General features: G+C 71.4%; 17 protein-coding genes and 2 pseudogenes. 9 read left to right on the forward strand and 10 right to left on the reverse strand.

What is annotated here, in order from left to right; translation table 11 throughout:
* Positions 1 to 9: 9 nt before the first annotated feature.
* The 3 genes and pseudogenes from ACZ5DS_RS23270 to ACZ5DS_RS23280 all read left to right on the forward strand — a co-directional run.
* Positions 10 to 264 (forward strand): DUF6332 family protein, encoded by a 255-nt coding sequence (locus ACZ5DS_RS23270; protein WP_468241639.1) that lies wholly within the window; start codon positions 10 to 12, stop codon positions 262 to 264.
* Between the two features lie 419 nt (positions 265 to 683).
* Entirely contained in the window at positions 684 to 923 is a 240-nt protein-coding gene (locus tag ACZ5DS_RS23275) for a hypothetical protein (protein WP_468241641.1), read from the forward strand.
* Positions 924 to 1,175: 252 nt separating this feature from the next.
* Positions 1,176 to 1,385: pseudogene (locus ACZ5DS_RS23280) on the forward strand (GNAT family N-acetyltransferase); the annotation flags it as partial.
* A 124-nt stretch (positions 1,386 to 1,509) separates the two neighbouring features.
* Here the strand turns inward: ACZ5DS_RS23280 and ACZ5DS_RS23285 are convergent.
* Both ACZ5DS_RS23285 and ACZ5DS_RS23290 read right to left on the reverse strand, forming a co-directional pair.
* Positions 1,510 to 2,532 carry a zinc-binding dehydrogenase gene (locus ACZ5DS_RS23285; RefSeq protein WP_468241644.1) on the reverse strand — a complete coding sequence of 341 codons (1,023 nt, stop codon included), beginning with the start codon at positions 2,530 to 2,532 and terminating at the stop codon, positions 1,510 to 1,512.
* A 49-nt stretch (positions 2,533 to 2,581) separates the two neighbouring features.
* Complete coding sequence (locus tag ACZ5DS_RS23290) at positions 2,582 to 3,739, reverse strand: FAD-dependent oxidoreductase (protein WP_468241646.1); 1,158 nt, start codon at positions 3,737 to 3,739, stop codon at positions 2,582 to 2,584.
* A 139-nt stretch (positions 3,740 to 3,878) separates the two neighbouring features.
* Here ACZ5DS_RS23290 and ACZ5DS_RS23295 point away from each other — a divergent pair, with 139 nt between their 5' ends.
* Positions 3,879 to 4,559 carry a pentapeptide repeat-containing protein gene (locus tag ACZ5DS_RS23295; RefSeq protein ID WP_468241648.1) on the forward strand — a complete coding sequence of 227 codons (681 nt, stop codon included), beginning with the start codon at positions 3,879 to 3,881 and terminating at the stop codon, positions 4,557 to 4,559.
* A 43-nt stretch (positions 4,560 to 4,602) separates the two neighbouring features.
* Here ACZ5DS_RS23295 and ACZ5DS_RS23300 read toward each other — a convergent pair.
* Together ACZ5DS_RS23300 and ACZ5DS_RS23305 are read right to left on the reverse strand one after the other, a co-directional pair.
* Positions 4,603 to 4,800, reverse strand: a pseudogene (locus ACZ5DS_RS23300) (hypothetical protein); the annotation flags it as partial.
* Between the two features lie 53 nt (positions 4,801 to 4,853).
* Positions 4,854 to 5,354 carry a hypothetical protein gene (locus tag ACZ5DS_RS23305; RefSeq protein ID WP_468241650.1) on the reverse strand — a complete coding sequence of 167 codons (501 nt, stop codon included), beginning with the start codon at positions 5,352 to 5,354 and terminating at the stop codon, positions 4,854 to 4,856.
* Between the two features lie 70 nt (positions 5,355 to 5,424).
* Between ACZ5DS_RS23305 and ACZ5DS_RS23310 the strand changes: the two genes are divergently transcribed.
* The gene (locus ACZ5DS_RS23310) at positions 5,425 to 6,816 is read left to right on the forward strand and encodes a M1 family metallopeptidase (protein WP_468241652.1); all 1,392 of its coding nucleotides are present in this window, start codon (positions 5,425 to 5,427) and stop codon (positions 6,814 to 6,816) included.
* A gap of 39 nt (positions 6,817 to 6,855) precedes the next feature.
* Here the strand turns inward: ACZ5DS_RS23310 and ACZ5DS_RS23315 are convergent, their stop codons facing one another.
* The 3 genes from ACZ5DS_RS23315 to ACZ5DS_RS23325 form a co-directional block, all read right to left on the reverse strand.
* The gene (locus tag ACZ5DS_RS23315; protein ID WP_468242170.1) at positions 6,856 to 8,412 is read right to left on the reverse strand and encodes a M4 family metallopeptidase; all 1,557 of its coding nucleotides are present in this window, start codon (positions 8,410 to 8,412) and stop codon (positions 6,856 to 6,858) included.
* Positions 8,413 to 8,742: 330 nt separating this feature from the next.
* Complete coding sequence (locus tag ACZ5DS_RS23320) at positions 8,743 to 9,681, reverse strand: bifunctional GNAT family N-acetyltransferase/NUDIX hydrolase (protein WP_468241655.1); 939 nt, start codon at positions 9,679 to 9,681, stop codon at positions 8,743 to 8,745.
* Between the two features lie 74 nt (positions 9,682 to 9,755).
* On the reverse strand, positions 9,756 to 10,331 hold the full coding sequence (locus ACZ5DS_RS23325; RefSeq protein WP_468241657.1) for a TerD family protein: 576 nt from the start codon (positions 10,329 to 10,331) through the stop codon (positions 9,756 to 9,758).
* Positions 10,332 to 10,480: 149 nt separating this feature from the next.
* Between ACZ5DS_RS23325 and arfB the strand changes: the two genes are divergently transcribed.
* A complete protein-coding gene (gene arfB / locus ACZ5DS_RS23330) occupies positions 10,481 to 10,918 on the forward strand; it encodes an alternative ribosome rescue aminoacyl-tRNA hydrolase ArfB (RefSeq protein WP_468241659.1) in 438 nt (145 codons plus the stop codon).
* Here arfB and ACZ5DS_RS23335 read toward each other — a convergent pair.
* The gene (locus tag ACZ5DS_RS23335; protein WP_468241661.1) at positions 10,842 to 11,459 is read right to left on the reverse strand and encodes a GNAT family N-acetyltransferase; all 618 of its coding nucleotides are present in this window, start codon (positions 11,457 to 11,459) and stop codon (positions 10,842 to 10,844) included. The genes arfB and ACZ5DS_RS23335 overlap by 77 nt on opposite strands.
* Positions 11,460 to 11,620: 161 nt before the next feature.
* Here ACZ5DS_RS23335 and ACZ5DS_RS23340 point away from each other — a divergent pair, with 161 nt between their 5' ends.
* Positions 11,621 to 12,499: a sigma-70 family RNA polymerase sigma factor gene (locus ACZ5DS_RS23340; protein WP_468241663.1), complete on the forward strand. Its 879-nt coding sequence runs from the start codon at positions 11,621 to 11,623 to the stop codon at positions 12,497 to 12,499.
* Here the strand turns inward: ACZ5DS_RS23340 and ACZ5DS_RS23345 are convergent.
* Positions 12,496 to 12,957: a GNAT family N-acetyltransferase gene (locus ACZ5DS_RS23345; protein ID WP_468241665.1), complete on the reverse strand. Its 462-nt coding sequence runs from the start codon at positions 12,955 to 12,957 to the stop codon at positions 12,496 to 12,498. The two genes, ACZ5DS_RS23340 and ACZ5DS_RS23345, sit on opposite strands and share 4 nt — an antisense overlap.
* 57 nt (positions 12,958 to 13,014) lie before the next feature.
* Entirely contained in the window at positions 13,015 to 13,587 is a 573-nt protein-coding gene (locus tag ACZ5DS_RS23350) for a flavin reductase family protein (protein ID WP_468241667.1), read from the reverse strand.
* Positions 13,588 to 13,866: 279 nt separating this feature from the next.
* Between ACZ5DS_RS23350 and cdgB the strand changes: the two genes are divergently transcribed.
* Positions 13,867 to 15,522, forward strand: coding sequence for a diguanylate cyclase CdgB (cdgB, locus tag ACZ5DS_RS23355; protein WP_468241669.1), 1,656 nt, complete (start codon positions 13,867 to 13,869; stop codon positions 15,520 to 15,522).
* Between the two features lie 118 nt (positions 15,523 to 15,640).
* Complete coding sequence (locus ACZ5DS_RS23360) at positions 15,641 to 16,600, forward strand: carbohydrate-binding protein (RefSeq protein ID WP_468241672.1); 960 nt, start codon at positions 15,641 to 15,643, stop codon at positions 16,598 to 16,600.
* The last annotated feature ends 84 nt before the right edge of the window (positions 16,601 to 16,684 follow it).

The raw sequence follows: 16,684 nt of genomic DNA on the forward strand, positions 1-16,684 counted from the left end.
ACTTGCAGCATGGATATGGGGCGGGAGTCGCGGTCGGAGAAGGACGCGATGACGGTGGAGATCATGTTCGCCCTGGTGACGGCTGCTGTCCTAGCCGCAGCCGTGTTCGGCGTGCTATTGGTCCCAGCGCTGGTCGCGGGCGTCTCCAAGCCTGCAGGGAAAGGCCTGCTCGTGGTGGGGGTCGTGCTAGCTGTCTTTGCTGCGGCGTGGCGTGTGGCGCGGGTGCTGCTCCGCTTCGATGCACGTCGGCATCAGGGGCGTTGACCCCGGGGCGATCTCGCTCATACCCGAACACCTCTAGCCTCCACGGCGCGGATTTTTGCTGTCCAGTGGCTCACCGGCCGCCCCCTGTGGCGCACTTGGGCACTCGCCCGCGGCCCCGAAGGCGACCGGCCCTCGGTGCGGCCGTGGATGCTCACTGCGGCCCGCAATCTGGCCGTCCGTCTGGCCGCCATGCACGCGCACGGCTGGGCGCACGCCGACGTGCAGCCCACCAACATCCTCGTAGACCCGGCCGACGGCACCGGGTACCTGATCGACTATGCCCTGGCCTGCGGCCCCGAGGGGGAGAAGGGCCGCACCCCCTACCGCGGTGCGCTGACCCACACCACCGCCCCCGAGATCGCCGCCGCGCTCCTCGGAACCGATGAGACCACCCACATTCAGGCCACCCCCAGGCTGACGTGTGGGCGCTCGGCGCGACCCTGTTGTGGTGCTGGACCGGACGCCGCCCCTTCACCTATGCGGACGATGCCGACCGGTCCGAGAAACTGCGCATTATCGCCACCAAGACCCCCGCGTCGATCGGCGGGACGATGCCCTGGCCCTTCCCCGGCCTTGAACGGCTCATCACCGCGTGCCTGTCCGCGGACCCCGCCGACCGGCCGACCGCGGCCGAACTCGCCCGGGAAGTGACAGGGTGAAGCCCCGCCGCGCCACCGCCGCCGACGCGCCCGAACTCGCGCGCCTGCGCGGCGTCATGTTCAACGCGCTCGGCCCCGCCCCGGACCCCGCATGGACCGAGCGCTGCGCCGACGACATCGCCCAACTCCTGGAGGTCGAAGCGTCCATCGCCGCCTACCTCATCGACAACGGCACCGGCCGACTCCTCTCAGCCGCCATCGGATGCGTGACCCCCGTCTCCTGCCCAGCACCCCACGGCAGCGGCCAACTTCGGGGAAATCGTCTCCGTCGTCACCGACCCCGACCACCGCCGCAACGGCTACGCCCGCGCCTGTACCGCCGCCGTCCTGGCCTGGCTCACCGCGCACGACGTCTCACACGTCACCCTGCGCGCCTCCTCCGAAGGACAGGGACTGTACGAAGGACTCGGATTCGAGGTCATCCCGGATGTGTTCATGTCTTGGAGGCCTCCATCAAGCTGACCGGCCCGAACTGACCAGCTGCCGAACGGGCGTTGACGTTACCTGCGCGCGGCCACGGCGTCGGCCGCGTCACCCGCCGGCTCGCGGAATGCCGGCACCGCGCACGTGCCCCCGGTTCAAGAGGTCATGGCTCCAGCACCACCTTCCCGATCGTGCCGCGCGTCTCGAGCGCCCGGTGTGCTGCGGCCGCCTCGGCGAGCGGGAAGTGGGTGACGGCCGGGCGCAGCCGACCCTCGGCCGCTTCGGTGAGGGCGCGCAGTTCGAGGGCGCGCAGGCCGCCCGCCTTCTGGAGCATCGCCGGGCCGAGGACCGACTCCGAGACGCCCTCGGCGAAGTAGCCCTTCGCGCCTTCGCCGATCCCCTCCGCCGACCAGCCGAAGACGAGATGCCGGCCGCCGGGCCCGAGCAGGGCCACGGCCTGCCTGGCGACTTCGCCGCCGACGCCGTCGTAGACGATCGTGGCGTGCCGTTCACCGTGCCCTTCTCCGTGCCCGAGGTGGGCGCGGACCTTGGCGGGCCAGGTGGAGTCGGTGTAATCGACGGCGAGGTCGGCGCCGGCCGCGTCCACCCGGGCGGTCTTCTCCGGTCCGCCCGCCAGGCCGATGACCATGGCTCCGGCGTTCTTCGCGTACTGCACGAGCAGCGTGCCGATGCCGCCCGCGGCCGCCGGTACGACGACCACGTCGTCCGGCCCCGGCTCGGCGAACTGCGCGATCCCCAGGGCCGTACGCCCCGTGCCGATCATGGCGACGGCCTCGGCGAAGCCCAGTCCCTCCGGGATCACGTGGAGGCGTTCGACACCGGTGACGGCGAGTTCGGCGTAGCCTCCCCCAGTGCTTGAAGAGCCTGGGGGGACCCCCAGTGCGAACCCCAGGTGGGCGACCACCCGCCTGCCGAGCCACGCCCCGTCCACCCCCTCGCCCAGGGCGTCCACGACCCCCGCGACCTCGCGGCCGGGGACGGTCGGCAGGGCGGGCGGCTCGGGCAGAGGCCCCTGGTGTCCTTCGCGCAGGGCCGTGTCGAGCAGATGCACCCCGGCCGCCGCCACGGCGATCCGCACCTCGCCCGGCCCCGGGACCGGGTCCGCGGCCTTCTCATAGGTGAGGTTCTCGGCCGGCCCGAAGGCGTACAGGCGCACGGCGTGCATGGGACCCCCAGTGATCGTGTCTCTGTCTCCGGAGGCCCACTCTTCAACCTCAAGCATGCTTGAGGTCAAGGGCGGGCCGGCCGATGATCAGCGCGACCGCGGTGACAGCGCTGTTGAAGGACACCTCCGCCAGCACGCCCGGCGCCGCCACCTGGTCGCCGGCGAGGTAGACGCCGTCGCCACGGTCCACGGCGGGCCGGTCCCGCCAGCTGCTGCCCGGCAGGTCCACGGCCCCCGTACGGCCCTGCGCCACGGCCTCCCGCCGCCAGGTGACCCGCTCCCGCCACCCCTCGTAGGCGAGGTCGAGCAGCTCCTCGGCCCGCGCCAGACCGTCGGCGCGCCCCTCGCCCGGCCGGATCGGGAACTGACCCTGGATCAGCTGCTCGCCGGCCGGGGCGAGGGCGCGGTCCGGCACCGTGAACCGCTCGAGCCACCCGGGCGCGTCCAGGTCGGAGACGATGAAGGGGTCCCCGCGCCGGGTTCGCAGGGCGAGGTCGAGCAGGACGGTACGGCCGCTGGGCCAGGTCAGGGAGTCGTCGCGGAGCAGCCGCCGGGCGGCGGGGAGGGAGGTGGCGACGACCACGGGGGTGTCGGTCGGCAGGGCGTCGACCCGCGACAGCGTCTCGATCCGCACGCCGAGGTTCCAGGCCCGTGCGGCCATCCGGTCGATGACGCTCGCCCAGCCGCCGCGCGGGTAGTGCGCCTCCGGGGGCAGCTTGGTGGCCCGGCGCAGGCGCTCCTGCACGAAGGCGGCGGACAGGGCGCCCGGGTCGTGGTGGAAGAGGGCGACGGCCGCGTAGTGGGCGGCCGCGCGGGCGCCCTCCTCGCCGGCGATGTCGGTCGCCCAGCTGAGGAAGTCGGTGTCGACGGGGGCCTGGCGGACGCCGGGGCGCAGCAGCTTGAGCATGGCGAAGGGCGGGGTGCGGCGCAGGACGCCGTGGTGACGCAGCCGCAGCCGGGCCGCCTCCAGGGGGAGCGGGGCGAGCGGTCCGATCAGGTCGCGCTGCTTGAGCCAGGTCCAGTGCGGGCCGCCGTTGTAGAGGGCGTGCGGGCCCTCGTTCGTCCGGTACGGTCCCTCGGCGGTGCGGGCCCGGCCGCCCAGGGTGTGGTGGGCCTCGTACACGGTGACCTCGGCGCCTGCCTCGGCGGCGGTGATGGCGGCGGTGAGTCCGGCGAAGCCGCCGCCGACGACGGTGATGCGGTGCATGGGATGCGGTCCCCCTCGGATCGGTTCACCTTGTCCATGAGTACGACCGCACAGGCCCCGGAAATGTGACATCAGCCGGCCGCGGATCCGGTTTCCGCAGGTCGGACGGATTGTCAGTGGCGGGGTGCAGCATGGGGGTATGGCGAGGAGAGCGACGGGCACGCAGCGGGCAGGGGTCAAGGGCGCACGGCGGCCGGAGGTGCGGCTGCCGGCCTTGGAGCCCTGGACGGACGGGGAGTTGGCGCCGGACGGCGACTATGACGGGCTGGAGTTCCGGGAGGCGGACCTGGCCCGGCAGGACGGGGCGGGCGCCCGCTTCATGGACTGTGCGCTGACGGACTGCGCGGTGGACGACGCGGCACTGGGGCGGGCCCGGTTCCTGGACTCGGTCCTCACCGGCCTGCGGGGTGTCGGCACGTATCTCGCCGAGTCCACGTTCCGCGACGTCGAACTGCGCGACCCCCGCCTCGGCGGCACCCAGCTCCACGGCGCGGTCCTGGAACGGGTCGTGGTCCGAGGCGGCAAGATCGACTTTCTGAACCTGCGCGAGGCCCGCCTCAAGGACGTCGTCTTCGACTCCTGCGTCCTGCTCGAACCGGACTTCGCCGGCGCCCACCTGGAGCGGGTCGAGTTCGTCGACTGCGCCCTGAAGGAGGCCGACTTCAGCAGCGCGACCCTGAAGGACGTGGACCTGCGCGGGGCCGGTCCGCTGGAGATCGTGCGGGGGCTGGACCGGCTGTCGGGGGCGGTGATCAGTACGGGGCAACTGCTGGATCTGGCGCCTGCGCTGGCGGGGGAGTTGGGGATTCGGGTGATGTGACATCCCGCCGCGTCGGCTCGTCGATAGTTTTATTGATCGTTTCTCATGGCCGGGCACACGTCGTCCAGTCCGGGACGTGGACGGCCGGGTCCGGACGCAGGGCGGCGGCGACCAGGCCTTCGAGGGCCTCGCGCGGCACGTCGCCGCCGCTCACCAGCCGTTCTAAGACCAGCCCGTCGATGCAGGCCAGCAGGGTGTGCGTGCGGTTCTCGAAATCCCTCACGCCGTGCGCGGCGAGGAACAGTTTCTACCGCCCTGAAGACCCCCGCCGGGATGCGCGGCCGAGCCGCTTGCTCACGGCACCCGGGGAAACCGGGCCTGAAGGGTCCAGATCGCGGGGTTCTCCGCCAGGTCCTCGTGGAGGTCGGTCAGGTCGGCGATCAGGTCGTGCAGGAAGTCGCGGGCCTCGCGGCGCAGTGCGGTGTGGGAGAAGGTGAGCGGTGCCTCCTCGGCCGGCATCCAGTCGGCCTCGACGTCCACCCAGCCGAAGCGGCGCTCGAACAGCATCCGGTCGGTGGACTCGGTGAAGTCCAGCTCCGCGTGCTGCGGCCGGGAGGCGCGGGAGCCCATGGGGTCCCGGTCCAGCTGCTCCGCGATGTCGCACAGCGCCCACGCGAAGTCCAGCACCGGCACCCATCCCCAGGCTGTGGACAGCTCCCGGTCCGTCTCGGTGTCCGCGAGGTAGACGTCCCCGCAGAACAGGTCGTGCCGCAGCGCGTGGACGTCCGCACGCCGGTAGTCGGTCTGCGGCGGGTCCGGGAAGCGGTTGGAGAGGGCGTAGCCGATGTCGAGCACGCAGGAGATGGTGTCACGCCCGCCACCCCGGCCCTGCCCCGGTGCGCCCCGCCCGCATAGGATCACTGACATGTCCAGATCCGCACGTCTTGTCCCGTCCGCCGCAGCCGTCCTCGCCCTCGCCCTCACCGGCACCGCGTGCGACGGAGGCGTCCACGGCACCCCGGGCGGCTCCGGCGTGCGCGACCCGTACTTCCCGAAGGCGGGCAACGGCGGCTACGACGTCACCCACTACGCCCTGACCCTCGACTACGCCCCGGACTCCGAGTACCTCACCGGCAAGGCGGTCATCACCGCCCGCGCCACCAAGGGGCTGTCCGCCTTCGACCTCGACCTCACCGGACTGGACGTCGAGTCGGTCACCGTCGAGGGCAGGCGTGCCCGCTGGAACCGCACCGGCCAGGAACTCACCGTCCGCCCCCACGACGACCTCGGCAAGGGCGAGACGTTCACCACCACCGTCCGCTACTCGGGCACCCCGAAGACCGTCACCGACCCCGACGGCTCCGAGGAGGGCTGGCTGAGCACGGACGACGGCGCGCTCGCGCTCGGCGAGCCGATCGGCTCCATGGCCTGGTTCCCCGGCAACCACCACCCCTCGGACAAGGCGACGTACGACATCACGGTCACCGTCCCGAAGGGCCTCCAGGCCGTCTCCAACGGCGAGTCGACCGGCCAGAGCACCAAGGGCGGCCGCACCACCTTCGCCTGGCACACCGCCCAGCCCATGGCGAGCTACCTGGCCACCGTCGCCATCGGCCACTACACGATCACCCGCACCACGGGCCCGCACGGCCTGCCCGTCCTCACGGCCGTCATACCCGGCCAGGTCAAGGCGAGCGCCAAGGTGCTCGCGAAGATCCCCGAGATCCTCGACTGGGAGGAGACCAACTTCGGCCCCTACCCGTTCTCCTCCGCCGGCGCGATCATCGCCGGGCCCGACGACTTCGACTACGCCCTGGAGACCCAGACCCGGCCCGTCTTCCCCGGCGCCACCGACACCAGCACCCTCGTGCACGAACTCGCCCACCAGTGGTACGGCAACTCGGTCACCCCGAAGAGCTGGCAGGACATGTGGCTCAACGAGGGCTTCGCGGAGTACGCGGAGTGGCTGTACGCGGAGGACCACGGCGGCAAGAGCGCCCAGGAGACCTTCGACGAGCTGTACGAGGACGACGACGAGGCCGTGTGGGCCTTCCCGCCGGCGAAGCCCTCCAGCGCCGCGCACGTCTCCGACAGTCCCGTCTACGAGCGCGGCGCGATGGTCCTGCAGAAGATCCGCCAGAAGGTCGGCGACGACACCTTCTACGACATCATCCAGGGCTGGGCCGCAGCCCGCCGCCACGGCAACGCGAGCACCGCCGACTTCACCGCGTACGTCGAGAAGAAGGCCCCGGACAAGGACTTCTCCGGGATCTGGAAGGACTGGCTGTACGGGGACGGCAGGCCGGACCGCCCGTGATCCGAGTGGCCCGGCCGCCGTACTGCCGTATGCCCGCGGCTACTTGACGTTGACCGCCTTCCAGGCCGCCGCCACCGCGTTGTACTCCGCGCTGCCCGAGCCGTACAGGTCGGCCGCGGCCTGCAGGGTGCCGGTGCGGGCGCCCGCGTAGGTGGTCGTCGACGTGAAGTACGTGGTCAGGGCCTTGTACCAGATCTGGTCGGCCTTGGCCCGGCCGATCCCGGTGACCGTGGAGCCGTCGATGGTCGGGGAGTCGTAGGAGACCCCGTTGATCGTCTTCGCGCCGCTGCCCTCGCTCAGCAGGTAGAAGAAGTGGTTGGCGACGCCCGACGAGTAGTGCACGTTGAGGCGGCCGACCGTCTTCGACCAGTAGTCGGCCGAGCTGCCGTCCTTGCTGGGCTTGTCCATGTAGCGCAGCGGGGTGCCGTTGCCGTTGATGTCGATCTTCTCGCCGATGAGGTAGTCACCGACGTCGGAGGAGTTGTTCGCGAAGAACTCCACCGAGGTGCCGAAGATGTCCGAGGTGGCCTCGTTCAGACCGCCGGACTCACGGCTGTAGTTGAGCTTCGCCGTGGCCGCGGTCAGCCCGTGGCTCATCTCGTGGCCGGCCACGTCGAGCGAGGTGAGCGGGTCGGCGTTGTTCGCGCCGTCGCCGTACGTCATGCAGAAGCAGCTGTCGTCCCAGAAGGCGTTGACGTAGGCGTTGCCGTAGTGGACGCGGGAGTAGGCGGCCTTGCCGTCGCCCGCGATGCCGTTGCGGTTGAACGCGGACTTGTAGAAGTCCCAGGTGACGGCGGCGCCGTAGGCGGCGTCGACGGCGGCGGTCTGGCGGTTGGTCACGGTGCCGTCGCCCCAGGCGTCGTCGGCGTCGTGGAAGAGGGTGCCGGTGCCGGACGTACCGCCGTTGAGGTCGTACGTCTTGTGGCCGCCGCGGCCGCCGTCGATCAGGTCGAAGCCGCCGGAGGCCGAGGGGGTCGTGCCGAGCGTGACCGTGCCGCTGTACCGGCTGGTGCCCGTACCGGTGTCGACCGCCTCGTAGGAGTAGATCTTCTTGCCGGTCTGGGCATCGGTGATGACGTGCAGCTCGCTCGGGGTGCCGTCGTGCTGGAGGCCCTTGACGACGGACTCGTAGGCGAGGACCGGCTTGGCGCCGGCGGCCCAGACGACCTTGCGGGAGGTGGCGGCCGTGGCCTTGGCGGTGTCGGCGGCCTTGAGGGCGGCCTTCTTCGCGCTCGCGGGGGAGACGGCCGCGGCGGTGGTCGGCACGGATATCCGGGCCTTGGCCGCCTTGCTGACGCCCTTGAGCGCACCGCTCTTCGCCACGTGCGTGACCAGGTCGCCGCCGAGGACGGGCAGACCCGCGTACGTGCGCTCGTACCGGGTGTGAACGGTGCCGTCGCGGTCCTTGACCACGTCCCGGACGACCAGCTTCTCCTGGGCGCCGAGGCCGAGCTCGCGGGCTGCCGCACCGGCGTTGTGCTGGGCGGACGCAAGAGCTGCGGCGCGGGCCGTGGTGCTGAGCGGGAGGGCCGTCGCGCCGGGGGTGTGCGTGGGGGCGGCGGTGGCGGCGCCGTTCTGCAGCGCGAGGACGACCATGGCGGCCGAGCCGACCAGGGCGGCGGCGCGCACTGCGGTCTTGCGGGAGGTGTGGGGCTGCTGACTCACTCGGTCTCCTTCTGGCCGGTCTCCGTGGGGTCGGAGACACAGGCAGGACACAGGGAATGCACAGAGTTGCGGCGGCGAGGAGAGAGTGACATCAGCCATGGCCTGTTTGACAGGGTGGTGACAAGACTTTACGTGTTCGTATCCGAAAGACGTGTCGCGAAATCCGTTATCCGGACGCGGCACCTGCCATCAACTCTCCTTCCGGCGCGTGCACTTGATGCCCTGGATGCACAGAACTCCTCCCGTGCGGCCGCGTCCCGCTCAGCCCTCCCGCTCGTCCAGCAGCCGCGCGAGGTCCGGCGGCCACACCGGCTCTGCTTCCTCGGCCAGCTCCTGTCTGCTCCACCAGCGCCAGGCGAGGATGCCCTCGGCGGCGTGCGAGGCGGTCAGGCCGGGGCCTGTCGGTGCGCGGCGCGGGCCGTGGGTCACGTAGATGTGCTCGTGCTGGCGGACGGGGATGTCCATGCGCGTGAAGTCGTGTTCCCAGGTGCACAGCAGGGGGCCCGGCTCCAGATCGGTCCAGCCGGTCTCCTCGGCCAGCTCCCGCAGGGCGCCCTCGCGCGGACTCTCGCCCGGCTCCAGGCCGCCGCCGGGCAGGGCCCAGTGGGCGCCGACCTCGTCGTTGTCGTACCGGAAGAGGAACACCGCGCCCGCGGGGTCCACGACGGCGACCCGGGCCGCCTGCCGCGGTCTGCGCAGCACCTTGCGCAGCACGGTGCAGGGGCGGCCGAGGGCGCGGTCGGGGCGGCGGGCGACGACCTCGTAGCCCAGGGCGGTCCAGAAGGCCAGGCCCTTGGGGTTGTTGTCGAGGACGGCGAGCCGTACGGCGGTACGACCCTGCGTGCGGAAGCGGTCCTCGACGAGTTCCGCGAGCCGCCGCCCGTACCCCTGCCCGTGCACCCCCGCGTCGACCATCAGCAGCCCGATCCACGGATCCGGATCGGCCGGGTCGGGGTGGTGGGCCAGCGTGATCACGATCGCGACCAGCCGCCCCGCGGCACGGGCCAGCAGCACCTCGGCGTCCGGGTGGACCAGTTCGTCGGCCAGCGCGGCCGCCACCTGCTCGGGGCGTACGTCGTCCGGGTCGGGGAAGTCCCCGCTGAGCGCGTGGAACTCGCGGTTGGAGACGTACAGCGCGGTCAGCTCGGTGAGCAGCGGGGCCGGGATGTCGGGGCCGGCGGGCAGGCGTTCGAGGATCACGCGGGGCAACCTACCGCGGCCACGAACACCGGAACCCCGGCCGAAGCCGGGGTTCCCGCACGGCGCAGCGTCCGTCAGACGTTCACGCCGAAGTCCTGAGCGATGCCCACCAGGCCCGAGGCGTAGCCCTGGCCGACCGCGCGGAACTTCCACTCCGCGCCGTTGCGGTACAGCTCGCCGAAGATCATGGCCGTCTCGGTGGCGGCGTCCTCGGAGAGGTCGTAGCGGGCGATCTCGGCGCCGCCGGCCTGGTTGACGATGCGGATGTAGGCGTTGCGGACCTGGCCGAAGTTCTGGCCGCGGTTCTCGGCGTCGTAGATGGAGACCGGGAAGACGACCTTGTCGATGTCGGCCGGGAGCGCGGCCAGGTTGACGTTGATCGCCTCGTCGTCGCCGGCGCCCTCGCCCGTGCGGTTGTCACCCGTGTGGACGATGGAGTTGTCCGGGGTCTGCTTGTTGTTGAAGAAGACGAAGTGGCCGTCCGAGTAGACCTTGCCCTGTCCGTTGACCGCGATCGCCGAGGCGTCCAGGTCGAAGTCCGTGCCGGTGGTGGTGCGGACGTCCCAGCCGAGGCCCACGGTGACGGCGGTCAGGCCCGGAGCCTCCTTGGTGAGCGAGACGTTGCCACCCTTGGACAGGCTTACAGCCATGATTGGGAGTCCTTCCCCTTAGGTTTCTGTGCCGACGAAGCTACCGTCACCCCGAAGAACGTCGAGGGGGGTCCCGATGGTTCCGGAGGCCTTTACCTTTTTTACCCATGGCGAAAACCGGGTGACGTGAGGCGGGCCGAGCCGGGACCATGGGACGCATGTCCGGGCCTTACATCATCCGTGGCTCGGTCTCGCTTCCCGAGGCCGAGCTGACGTGGCGTTTCTCCAGGTCGTCCGGGCCCGGCGGGCAGCACGTGAACACCAGCGACTCGCAGGTGGAGCTGCGCTTCGACCTCGCGGCCACCGAGGCGCTTCCCCAGGTGTGGAAGGAGCGTGCGCTGCAGCGGCTGGCCGGGCGGCTCGTGGACGGCGTCGTCGTCGTACGGTCCTCCGAGCACCGCTCCCAGTGGCGCAACCGCGAGACCGCCGCCGTACGCCTCACCGCCCTCCTCGCCGAGGCCACCGCACCCCCGCCCAAGCCCCGCAGACCGACCCGCATCCCCCGCGGGATCAACGAGCGCCGACTGCGGGAGAAGAAGGCCCGCTCGGAGACGAAGCGGGGCCGCTCGGGGCGGGACTGGGGGTAGGGACTCCCTGGTCTCCGCTCTCCCCTGCCTGCCGTAGATCCTTCTCCAGCAGCGTGAACGACTTGGGCGCCCCGCCCGGCTGCGGCTTGCCTTCCTTGTGGCCCACGACGCGGTAACCGGCGCCCCGGTAGTAGGCGTTGAGCTGCGCATTGCCGGCCAAGCAGTCCAGGCGCACACATGCCCGTCCCACCGCAGCCACTCGGCGCTCCGCAGCCCTCAGCAGCAGCCGTCCCGTCCCGGGCGCGGCGGTGCTCCGGTCCACCATGAGCCGGTGCACGTATCCGGCCACGGGCGGCTGCGGACCCCAGGCGGCCTCGTCCTCCCACCACAGCTCCCAGGCGCCGGCGATACGCCCGCCGGTCTCCGCGAGCCAGACCTCGCCATGCGCCATGACCCCGCGGAAGTGGTCCTCGTCCAGCTCCCCCGGCCGCCACTGCCCGGTGATGCCGCGGGTCAGCATCCAGCGTGCCGCGTCGTCGCGGAGGCGGACTAGGACAGCCAGATCGGCCTCGGTGGCCGGGCGGAGGCGGAGATCGTTCACCCGGGGATCCTCGCACGTTTGTCCGACGGCGGGCCCCGTCCTACCTGTTGTCGGCGGCACATGGCTCGCGCTCGGATGTCACATCCCCGCCCCCCGATCCGTCACCCCACTGACCGCAGACGGAACGGGACGGAGAGGGCGGCCCGCCCATGAGTGACCCCATGAGTGACCCCGTGAATGACCCCACGAGTGACCCCACGAGTGACAACGACTTCCTTGCCGAGCGCTTCGAGACGCACCGGGACCGTCTCCGTGCCGTCGCCTACCGCATGCTCGGGTCCGCCGCCGAGGCCGAGGACGCCGTGCAGGAGACGTGGGTCCGGCTCAGCCGGACCGACGAGCGGCAGGTGGCGAACCTCGGGGGCTGGCTGACCACGGTCGTCGGCCGGGTCTGCCTGGACCTGCTCCGCTCCCGCCGCTCGCGTGCCGAACAGCCGCTGGACACCTGGCACCCGGCGCCGTCCGCCGAACCGGATCCCGCGCAGGACGCCCTGCTCGCCGACTCGGTCGGGGTCGCCCTGCTCGTCGTCCTCGACACCCTCACGCCCGCCGAGCGGCTCGCGTTCGTGCTGCACGACCTGTTCGCGGTGCCGTTCGAGACGGTCGCCGGCATCCTCGGCCGCAGCCCCGAGGCCGCCCGGCAGCTCGCCAGCCGGGCCCGGCGGCGGGTGCGGGGCGCCGAGGTCCCGGACGCCCGGCTCGCCCGGCAGCGGGAGGTCGTGGACGCCTTCCTGGCCGCCGCGCGGGACGGCGACTTCGAGGGGCTGCTGGCCGTGCTCGACCCGGATGTCGTGGCCCGCAGCGAGGCCGGTGTGACCGCCGGCGCGGCGGCGGTCGCCGCCGGGGCGACCAGCTACGCCCGCTTCGGCCCGGTCGCGCACCCGGCGCTGATCGACGGTGTGCCCGGCCTGCTGGCCAAGGGCGCCGACGGCCGCCCCGAACGCGTCCTGACCTTCGCCTTCGTGCGCGACCGGATCGCCGTCATCGAGGTGGTGTCCGATCCGGCGCGGCTGGCCACGCTCACGGTCGAGACCGTCTAAGCCAGGTCGAGCACGCCGACCGTCTGGTCTCCGCTCGTCTCCCCGTTCTTGCGGAAGCCGAGCCGGAGGTAGAACTCCTCGGGGCCGTCCGGGCCAGGGTGCCAGGAGACGTACATCTCCTTGGCGCCCCGGCGGCGGAGTTCCGCGGCGACGGAGTCGACGGCGAAGCGGCCGTACCCCTTGCCCTGTTCCCCGGCGGCGATGTTCAGCCGCCACAGGCCGGAGCGGATCGTGCTGCCGTCCTCGTGCCAGTCGATGTCGAGGAAGGCCATCAGGAAGCCGACCGCGCGGTCGCCGTCCACGATCAGCCGGGGCCAGGCGACGCCGGGGCGGTGGACGTATGCCTCGGCGAGGGAATGGGCGACCGGCGCGACCGCGTGTTCCTGGTCGGGGCGGATGCGAATGGCGAGCGCGGCTTTGAGATTCCGGGGAGATATCTCTTCCAGATGAGCAGTCACCCGTGCACATTAGGCCGGGCGTTCACGGCCCCGCCATGGAATTCCGGGGGCGCCCGATCACCCCAACTGCCGGTACCGGCCGCGGAAATAGAGCAGCGGTCCGCCCTCCGCGCTCGGTACCCGCGCGGTCAGCACCCGGCCGATGACGAGGGTGTGGTCGCCGGCCGTCACCCGCTGCTCGGTGCGGCACTCCAGGGTGGCGAGCGCGCCGCCCATCAGCGGGGCGCCGGTGGCCTCCCCGCGGACGTAGGCGAGATCCTCGAAGAGCAGACGGTCGCTGATGCGGCCCTTCATGGCGAAGCGGCCGGCGATGTGGCGCTGACTCTCGGAGAGGACCGAGACGGCCCACAGCGGCTGCTCGTCGAGCAGGTCGTCCATGCGGGCGCCCGCGCGCAGGCTGACCAGCACCAGCGGCGGGTCCAGCGAGACGGACATGAAGGCGGTGGCGGTCATGCCGACGTCCTCGCCGCCCGGCGCGGTCGGGTCGTCCGGGTCCAGCGGCGGTTCCTGCGCGGTCACCAGGACCACGCCGTCGGCCAGCCTGGACATCGCGGCCCGGAACTCGTCGTTGCTCACCCCCTCAGCATGCCCGGAAGCTGCTGTGGCGGTGGGTGAGGGAGTGTTCAGCACGCCGCAGACGCTAATCTCCGCTCCGCGCGCACCGCATCGGGCCCTGGGCCGAACCGGGTCCTAGGACCACGGAAGGACGCACTCGCAATGCCGGTTCGTTAAATGCACGGGGAAAACGCAGAAACTCCACTCAATTGTTCACGTTCCTCTGTGACTTGAGTCACAAGAGGCAGGAATTGTTGACCCTGTGTACCGAGTGGGCAGCGCGCTGTGATTCAGTGGCGGGGAAGCTGTAAGAGCACCCTTGATTCGCTGCGAGGTCTCGGGGGGAGGGTGAGCATGGAGACCGAGTCGGAGCCGTATGTCCGCCTTGCGTCCCTGCGGCAGCTGCACCAGGTCATGGCCGACATGAACACGGCACGCAGCCTGGCCGACACACTGCAGACCGTCGCCGACGGCGCGGTGAACGCCCTCGGGTTCGAGATGGCGTGCGTCAACCTCGTACGCCCCGACGGTGACCTGGTGGTCGCCGCGTTGTCCGGCAACTCCGCGGCCGAGGCCCTGATCACCGGCCGGGTCGGCTCCCGTGACTCCTGGCTGCGACGGCTGAACATGGGCGAGCAGTGGGGCGACCTGGTGTTCATACCGCACACCGAGGGCTGGGTGCTGGACGACGACGACGTCCCGCAGTGGTACACCGACGGGCCCGCGCCGCGCTTCGAGGACGAGTGGCACCCCTCCGACCGGCTCTTCGCGCCGATGTACACGCCCGGTGTGCAGGGCGGCTCCTCCGGCGAGCTGCTCGGCGTCATATCCGTCGACCGGCCGCGCAACGGCCGCCGCCCCGGCGCCTGGGGCCGCGAGGCCCTCCAGATGTACGCCTTCCAGGCCGCCATCGCGATCAGCAACGCGCGTCTACGTGCGAACATGCAGCGCGCCCTGGTCCGCCTGGAGCGCGAGCAGCAGGCCCTCAGGGCCAGCGAGGAAAGCTTCAGGCAGGCCTTCGAGTACGCCCCCTCCGGCATGGCGATAGCCGAGATGGGCGGCGACCAGCACGGCCGGATCCTGCGCACCAACGACGCCCTGTGCCGTCTGCTGGGCCGCCCCGCCTCCGCGATGCGCCGCTACTCCTTCTCCGACCTCGTCCACCCCGAGGACATCGGCACGCTGCTGCGGACCTCCGCGGAGGGTGGCCGCGCCGAGCTGCGCCTGGGCCGCCGCGACGGCACCTACGTCTGGGTGTCCCTGCGCAACTCGGTCGTCGCCGACGCGGCCGACGGCCCCCGCTTCCTGCTCACCCACGTCGAGGACATCGAGGAGCGCAAGCGCCGCGAGCTGCAGCTCGCCCATCGCGCCTCCCACGACTCCCTCACCGGCCTGCCGAACTCCGCCGAGCTGCGCTCGCGCCTGTCGGCCCGCCTGTGCCAGCGCCAGGCCCACCCCGGCGCCCTGGAATCCCTGGACGCGGCCTACGGCCACCCCGCGTTCGACACCCCCACCGGCCACGGCTTCGACTTCGCGCCGGGCGCGGAGGCGCTCGACGGCTACGACCACCACGTCCACACCGTCGCCCCCGAGGACGGCCACGACGACGGCACCAAGGGCCTCGCGGTCCTCTTCTGCGACCTGGACGGCTTCAAGTCGATCAACGACCGCTTCGGCCACAACGCGGGCGACGCGGTCCTGATCGAGGTCGCCCGCCGGCTCTCCCGGGGCGTCCGCGACGGTGACACCGTGGCCCGCCTCGGCGGCGACGAGTTCGTCATCCTCGCCGATGGCCTCGGCAAGGCCGACGCCCAGGACCTCGCCGTACGGCTGCGCAACGAGATCATCCAGCCGATCCGGGCCGAGGGCCGGGCCGTCCGGGTGGGCGCCAGCTTCGGCATCGGGTGGGCACACTGCGGCATGACTGCGGACGAAGTGTTGAAGTCAGCCGACGAGCGTATGTACGTAGAGAAACGATCTCGTCCCAAACAGCACCGGCGCGCCGGATGATCCGCAGGTCAGTGAGCTGATGCGGTCCGAGTCACCCGTTTGGACCAGCCAGAGCGGGTAGGCTCGCCCTTCAAACCCCTGTATCGCATCCACCCGCACCCGCTGAGGAGACCAAGGGATGACGCCCGGCGAAAACGGCCCGAGCACGCCCGAGGACGACGACCCGTTCGGCTACCTGTACGCCGACGGCCAGGCCAGAGGAGCCCAGCCGCCGTCCGGCGGTTACGGCTACCCGAACTCGGTCAGCAGGGTGCGGACGGTCGGCGAGCGCCAGTACGGCCAGCAGGCCCCGTACGGCCAGCCGCAGGGTGGCTACGGCCAGCAGCCCAGCATCCCGCAGCAGCCGGGTGCCCACGGCCAGCCGAACGCCCACTACCAGGCCCCCGAGACCCTCCCCGGCGGCGCCCCGACCAGCCGGCAGCCCATGCCCCCCGCCACCGGCCGCGGCGGCCGAGGCCCCAACACCAAGGGTCTGCTGATCGGCGCGATAGCGGTGGTCGCCGCGGTCGTCATAGGCATCAGCGTCGCGATCATCAACGGCAACTCGGACGACGACAAGACCGGCAACCAGGCGGGCGGGTCCCCGACCCAGTCCCAGACCAGCGAGCCGAGCCCTTCGGGGAGCAGCTCGGAGGCGTCAGGGGAACTGCCGAAGGTCGACGCCGCGGACAGCTCCGTACAGCTGTCGGGTGGTGCCGCTAGGGTCTCGGACGTCAAGGGCGCCCAGGGAGCGGGTGGCACCTACGTGGGCGGTCTGAACACGGTCGGGGCATCGGTGACCTGGACGTTCAACCTCCCCGAGGACGGCGCGTACACGCTCTTCGCGCGGTTCAACAACCCTGGTGAGGATCAGTCGATGACCCTCACCTTCAACGGCAAGCCGTTCGGCCGCAAGTTCAACCTCGGCAATTTCGCCCATCAGTCCGACCCGGCTACGGCCTGGATGGAGACTTACGCCTGGCCGACGCTGAACAAGGGGTCGAACACCGTTTCGCTCTCCTGTCAGCCCGGCGACAAGTGCAATGTCCTGCTGGACCAGCTCTGGCTGAAGAAGGGCAAGGTCACGCGGGACAGCTAAGCCGCACTGACCACCGCCACCCGCCCCCGCAGCGGCCGACCCTTAGCAAGGGGACCAACACGATCTCGATCTCCTGCGAGGACG

The sequence above is a fragment of the Streptomyces sp. NPDC031100 genome (genome assembly GCF_055570785.1).

Excerpts from the sequence above, each read along its gene's own strand:
- arfB (WP_468241659.1), top strand. The coding sequence starts at position 10,481 with ATGGGACGCATGTCCGGGCCTTACATCATCCGTGGCTCGGTCTCGCTT.
- ACZ5DS_RS23310 (WP_468241652.1), top strand. The coding sequence starts at position 5,425 with ATGTCCAGATCCGCACGTCTTGTCCCGTCCGCCGCAGCCGTCCTCGCC.
- ACZ5DS_RS23325 (WP_468241657.1), bottom strand. The coding sequence starts at position 10,331 with ATGGCTGTAAGCCTGTCCAAGGGTGGCAACGTCTCGCTCACCAAGGAG.
- ACZ5DS_RS23360 (WP_468241672.1), top strand. The coding sequence starts at position 15,641 with ATGACGCCCGGCGAAAACGGCCCGAGCACGCCCGAGGACGACGACCCG.
- ACZ5DS_RS23285 (WP_468241644.1), bottom strand. The coding sequence starts at position 2,532 with ATGCACGCCGTGCGCCTGTACGCCTTCGGGCCGGCCGAGAACCTCACC.
- ACZ5DS_RS23290 (WP_468241646.1), bottom strand. The coding sequence starts at position 3,739 with ATGCACCGCATCACCGTCGTCGGCGGCGGCTTCGCCGGACTCACCGCC.
- ACZ5DS_RS23295 (WP_468241648.1), top strand. The coding sequence starts at position 3,879 with ATGGCGAGGAGAGCGACGGGCACGCAGCGGGCAGGGGTCAAGGGCGCA.
- cdgB (WP_468241669.1), top strand. The coding sequence starts at position 13,867 with ATGGAGACCGAGTCGGAGCCGTATGTCCGCCTTGCGTCCCTGCGGCAG.
- ACZ5DS_RS23315 (WP_468242170.1), bottom strand. The coding sequence starts at position 8,412 with ATGGTCGTCCTCGCGCTGCAGAACGGCGCCGCCACCGCCGCCCCCACG.
- ACZ5DS_RS23270 (WP_468241639.1), top strand. The coding sequence starts at position 10 with ATGGATATGGGGCGGGAGTCGCGGTCGGAGAAGGACGCGATGACGGTG.
- ACZ5DS_RS23340 (WP_468241663.1), top strand. The coding sequence starts at position 11,621 with ATGAGTGACCCCGTGAATGACCCCACGAGTGACCCCACGAGTGACAAC.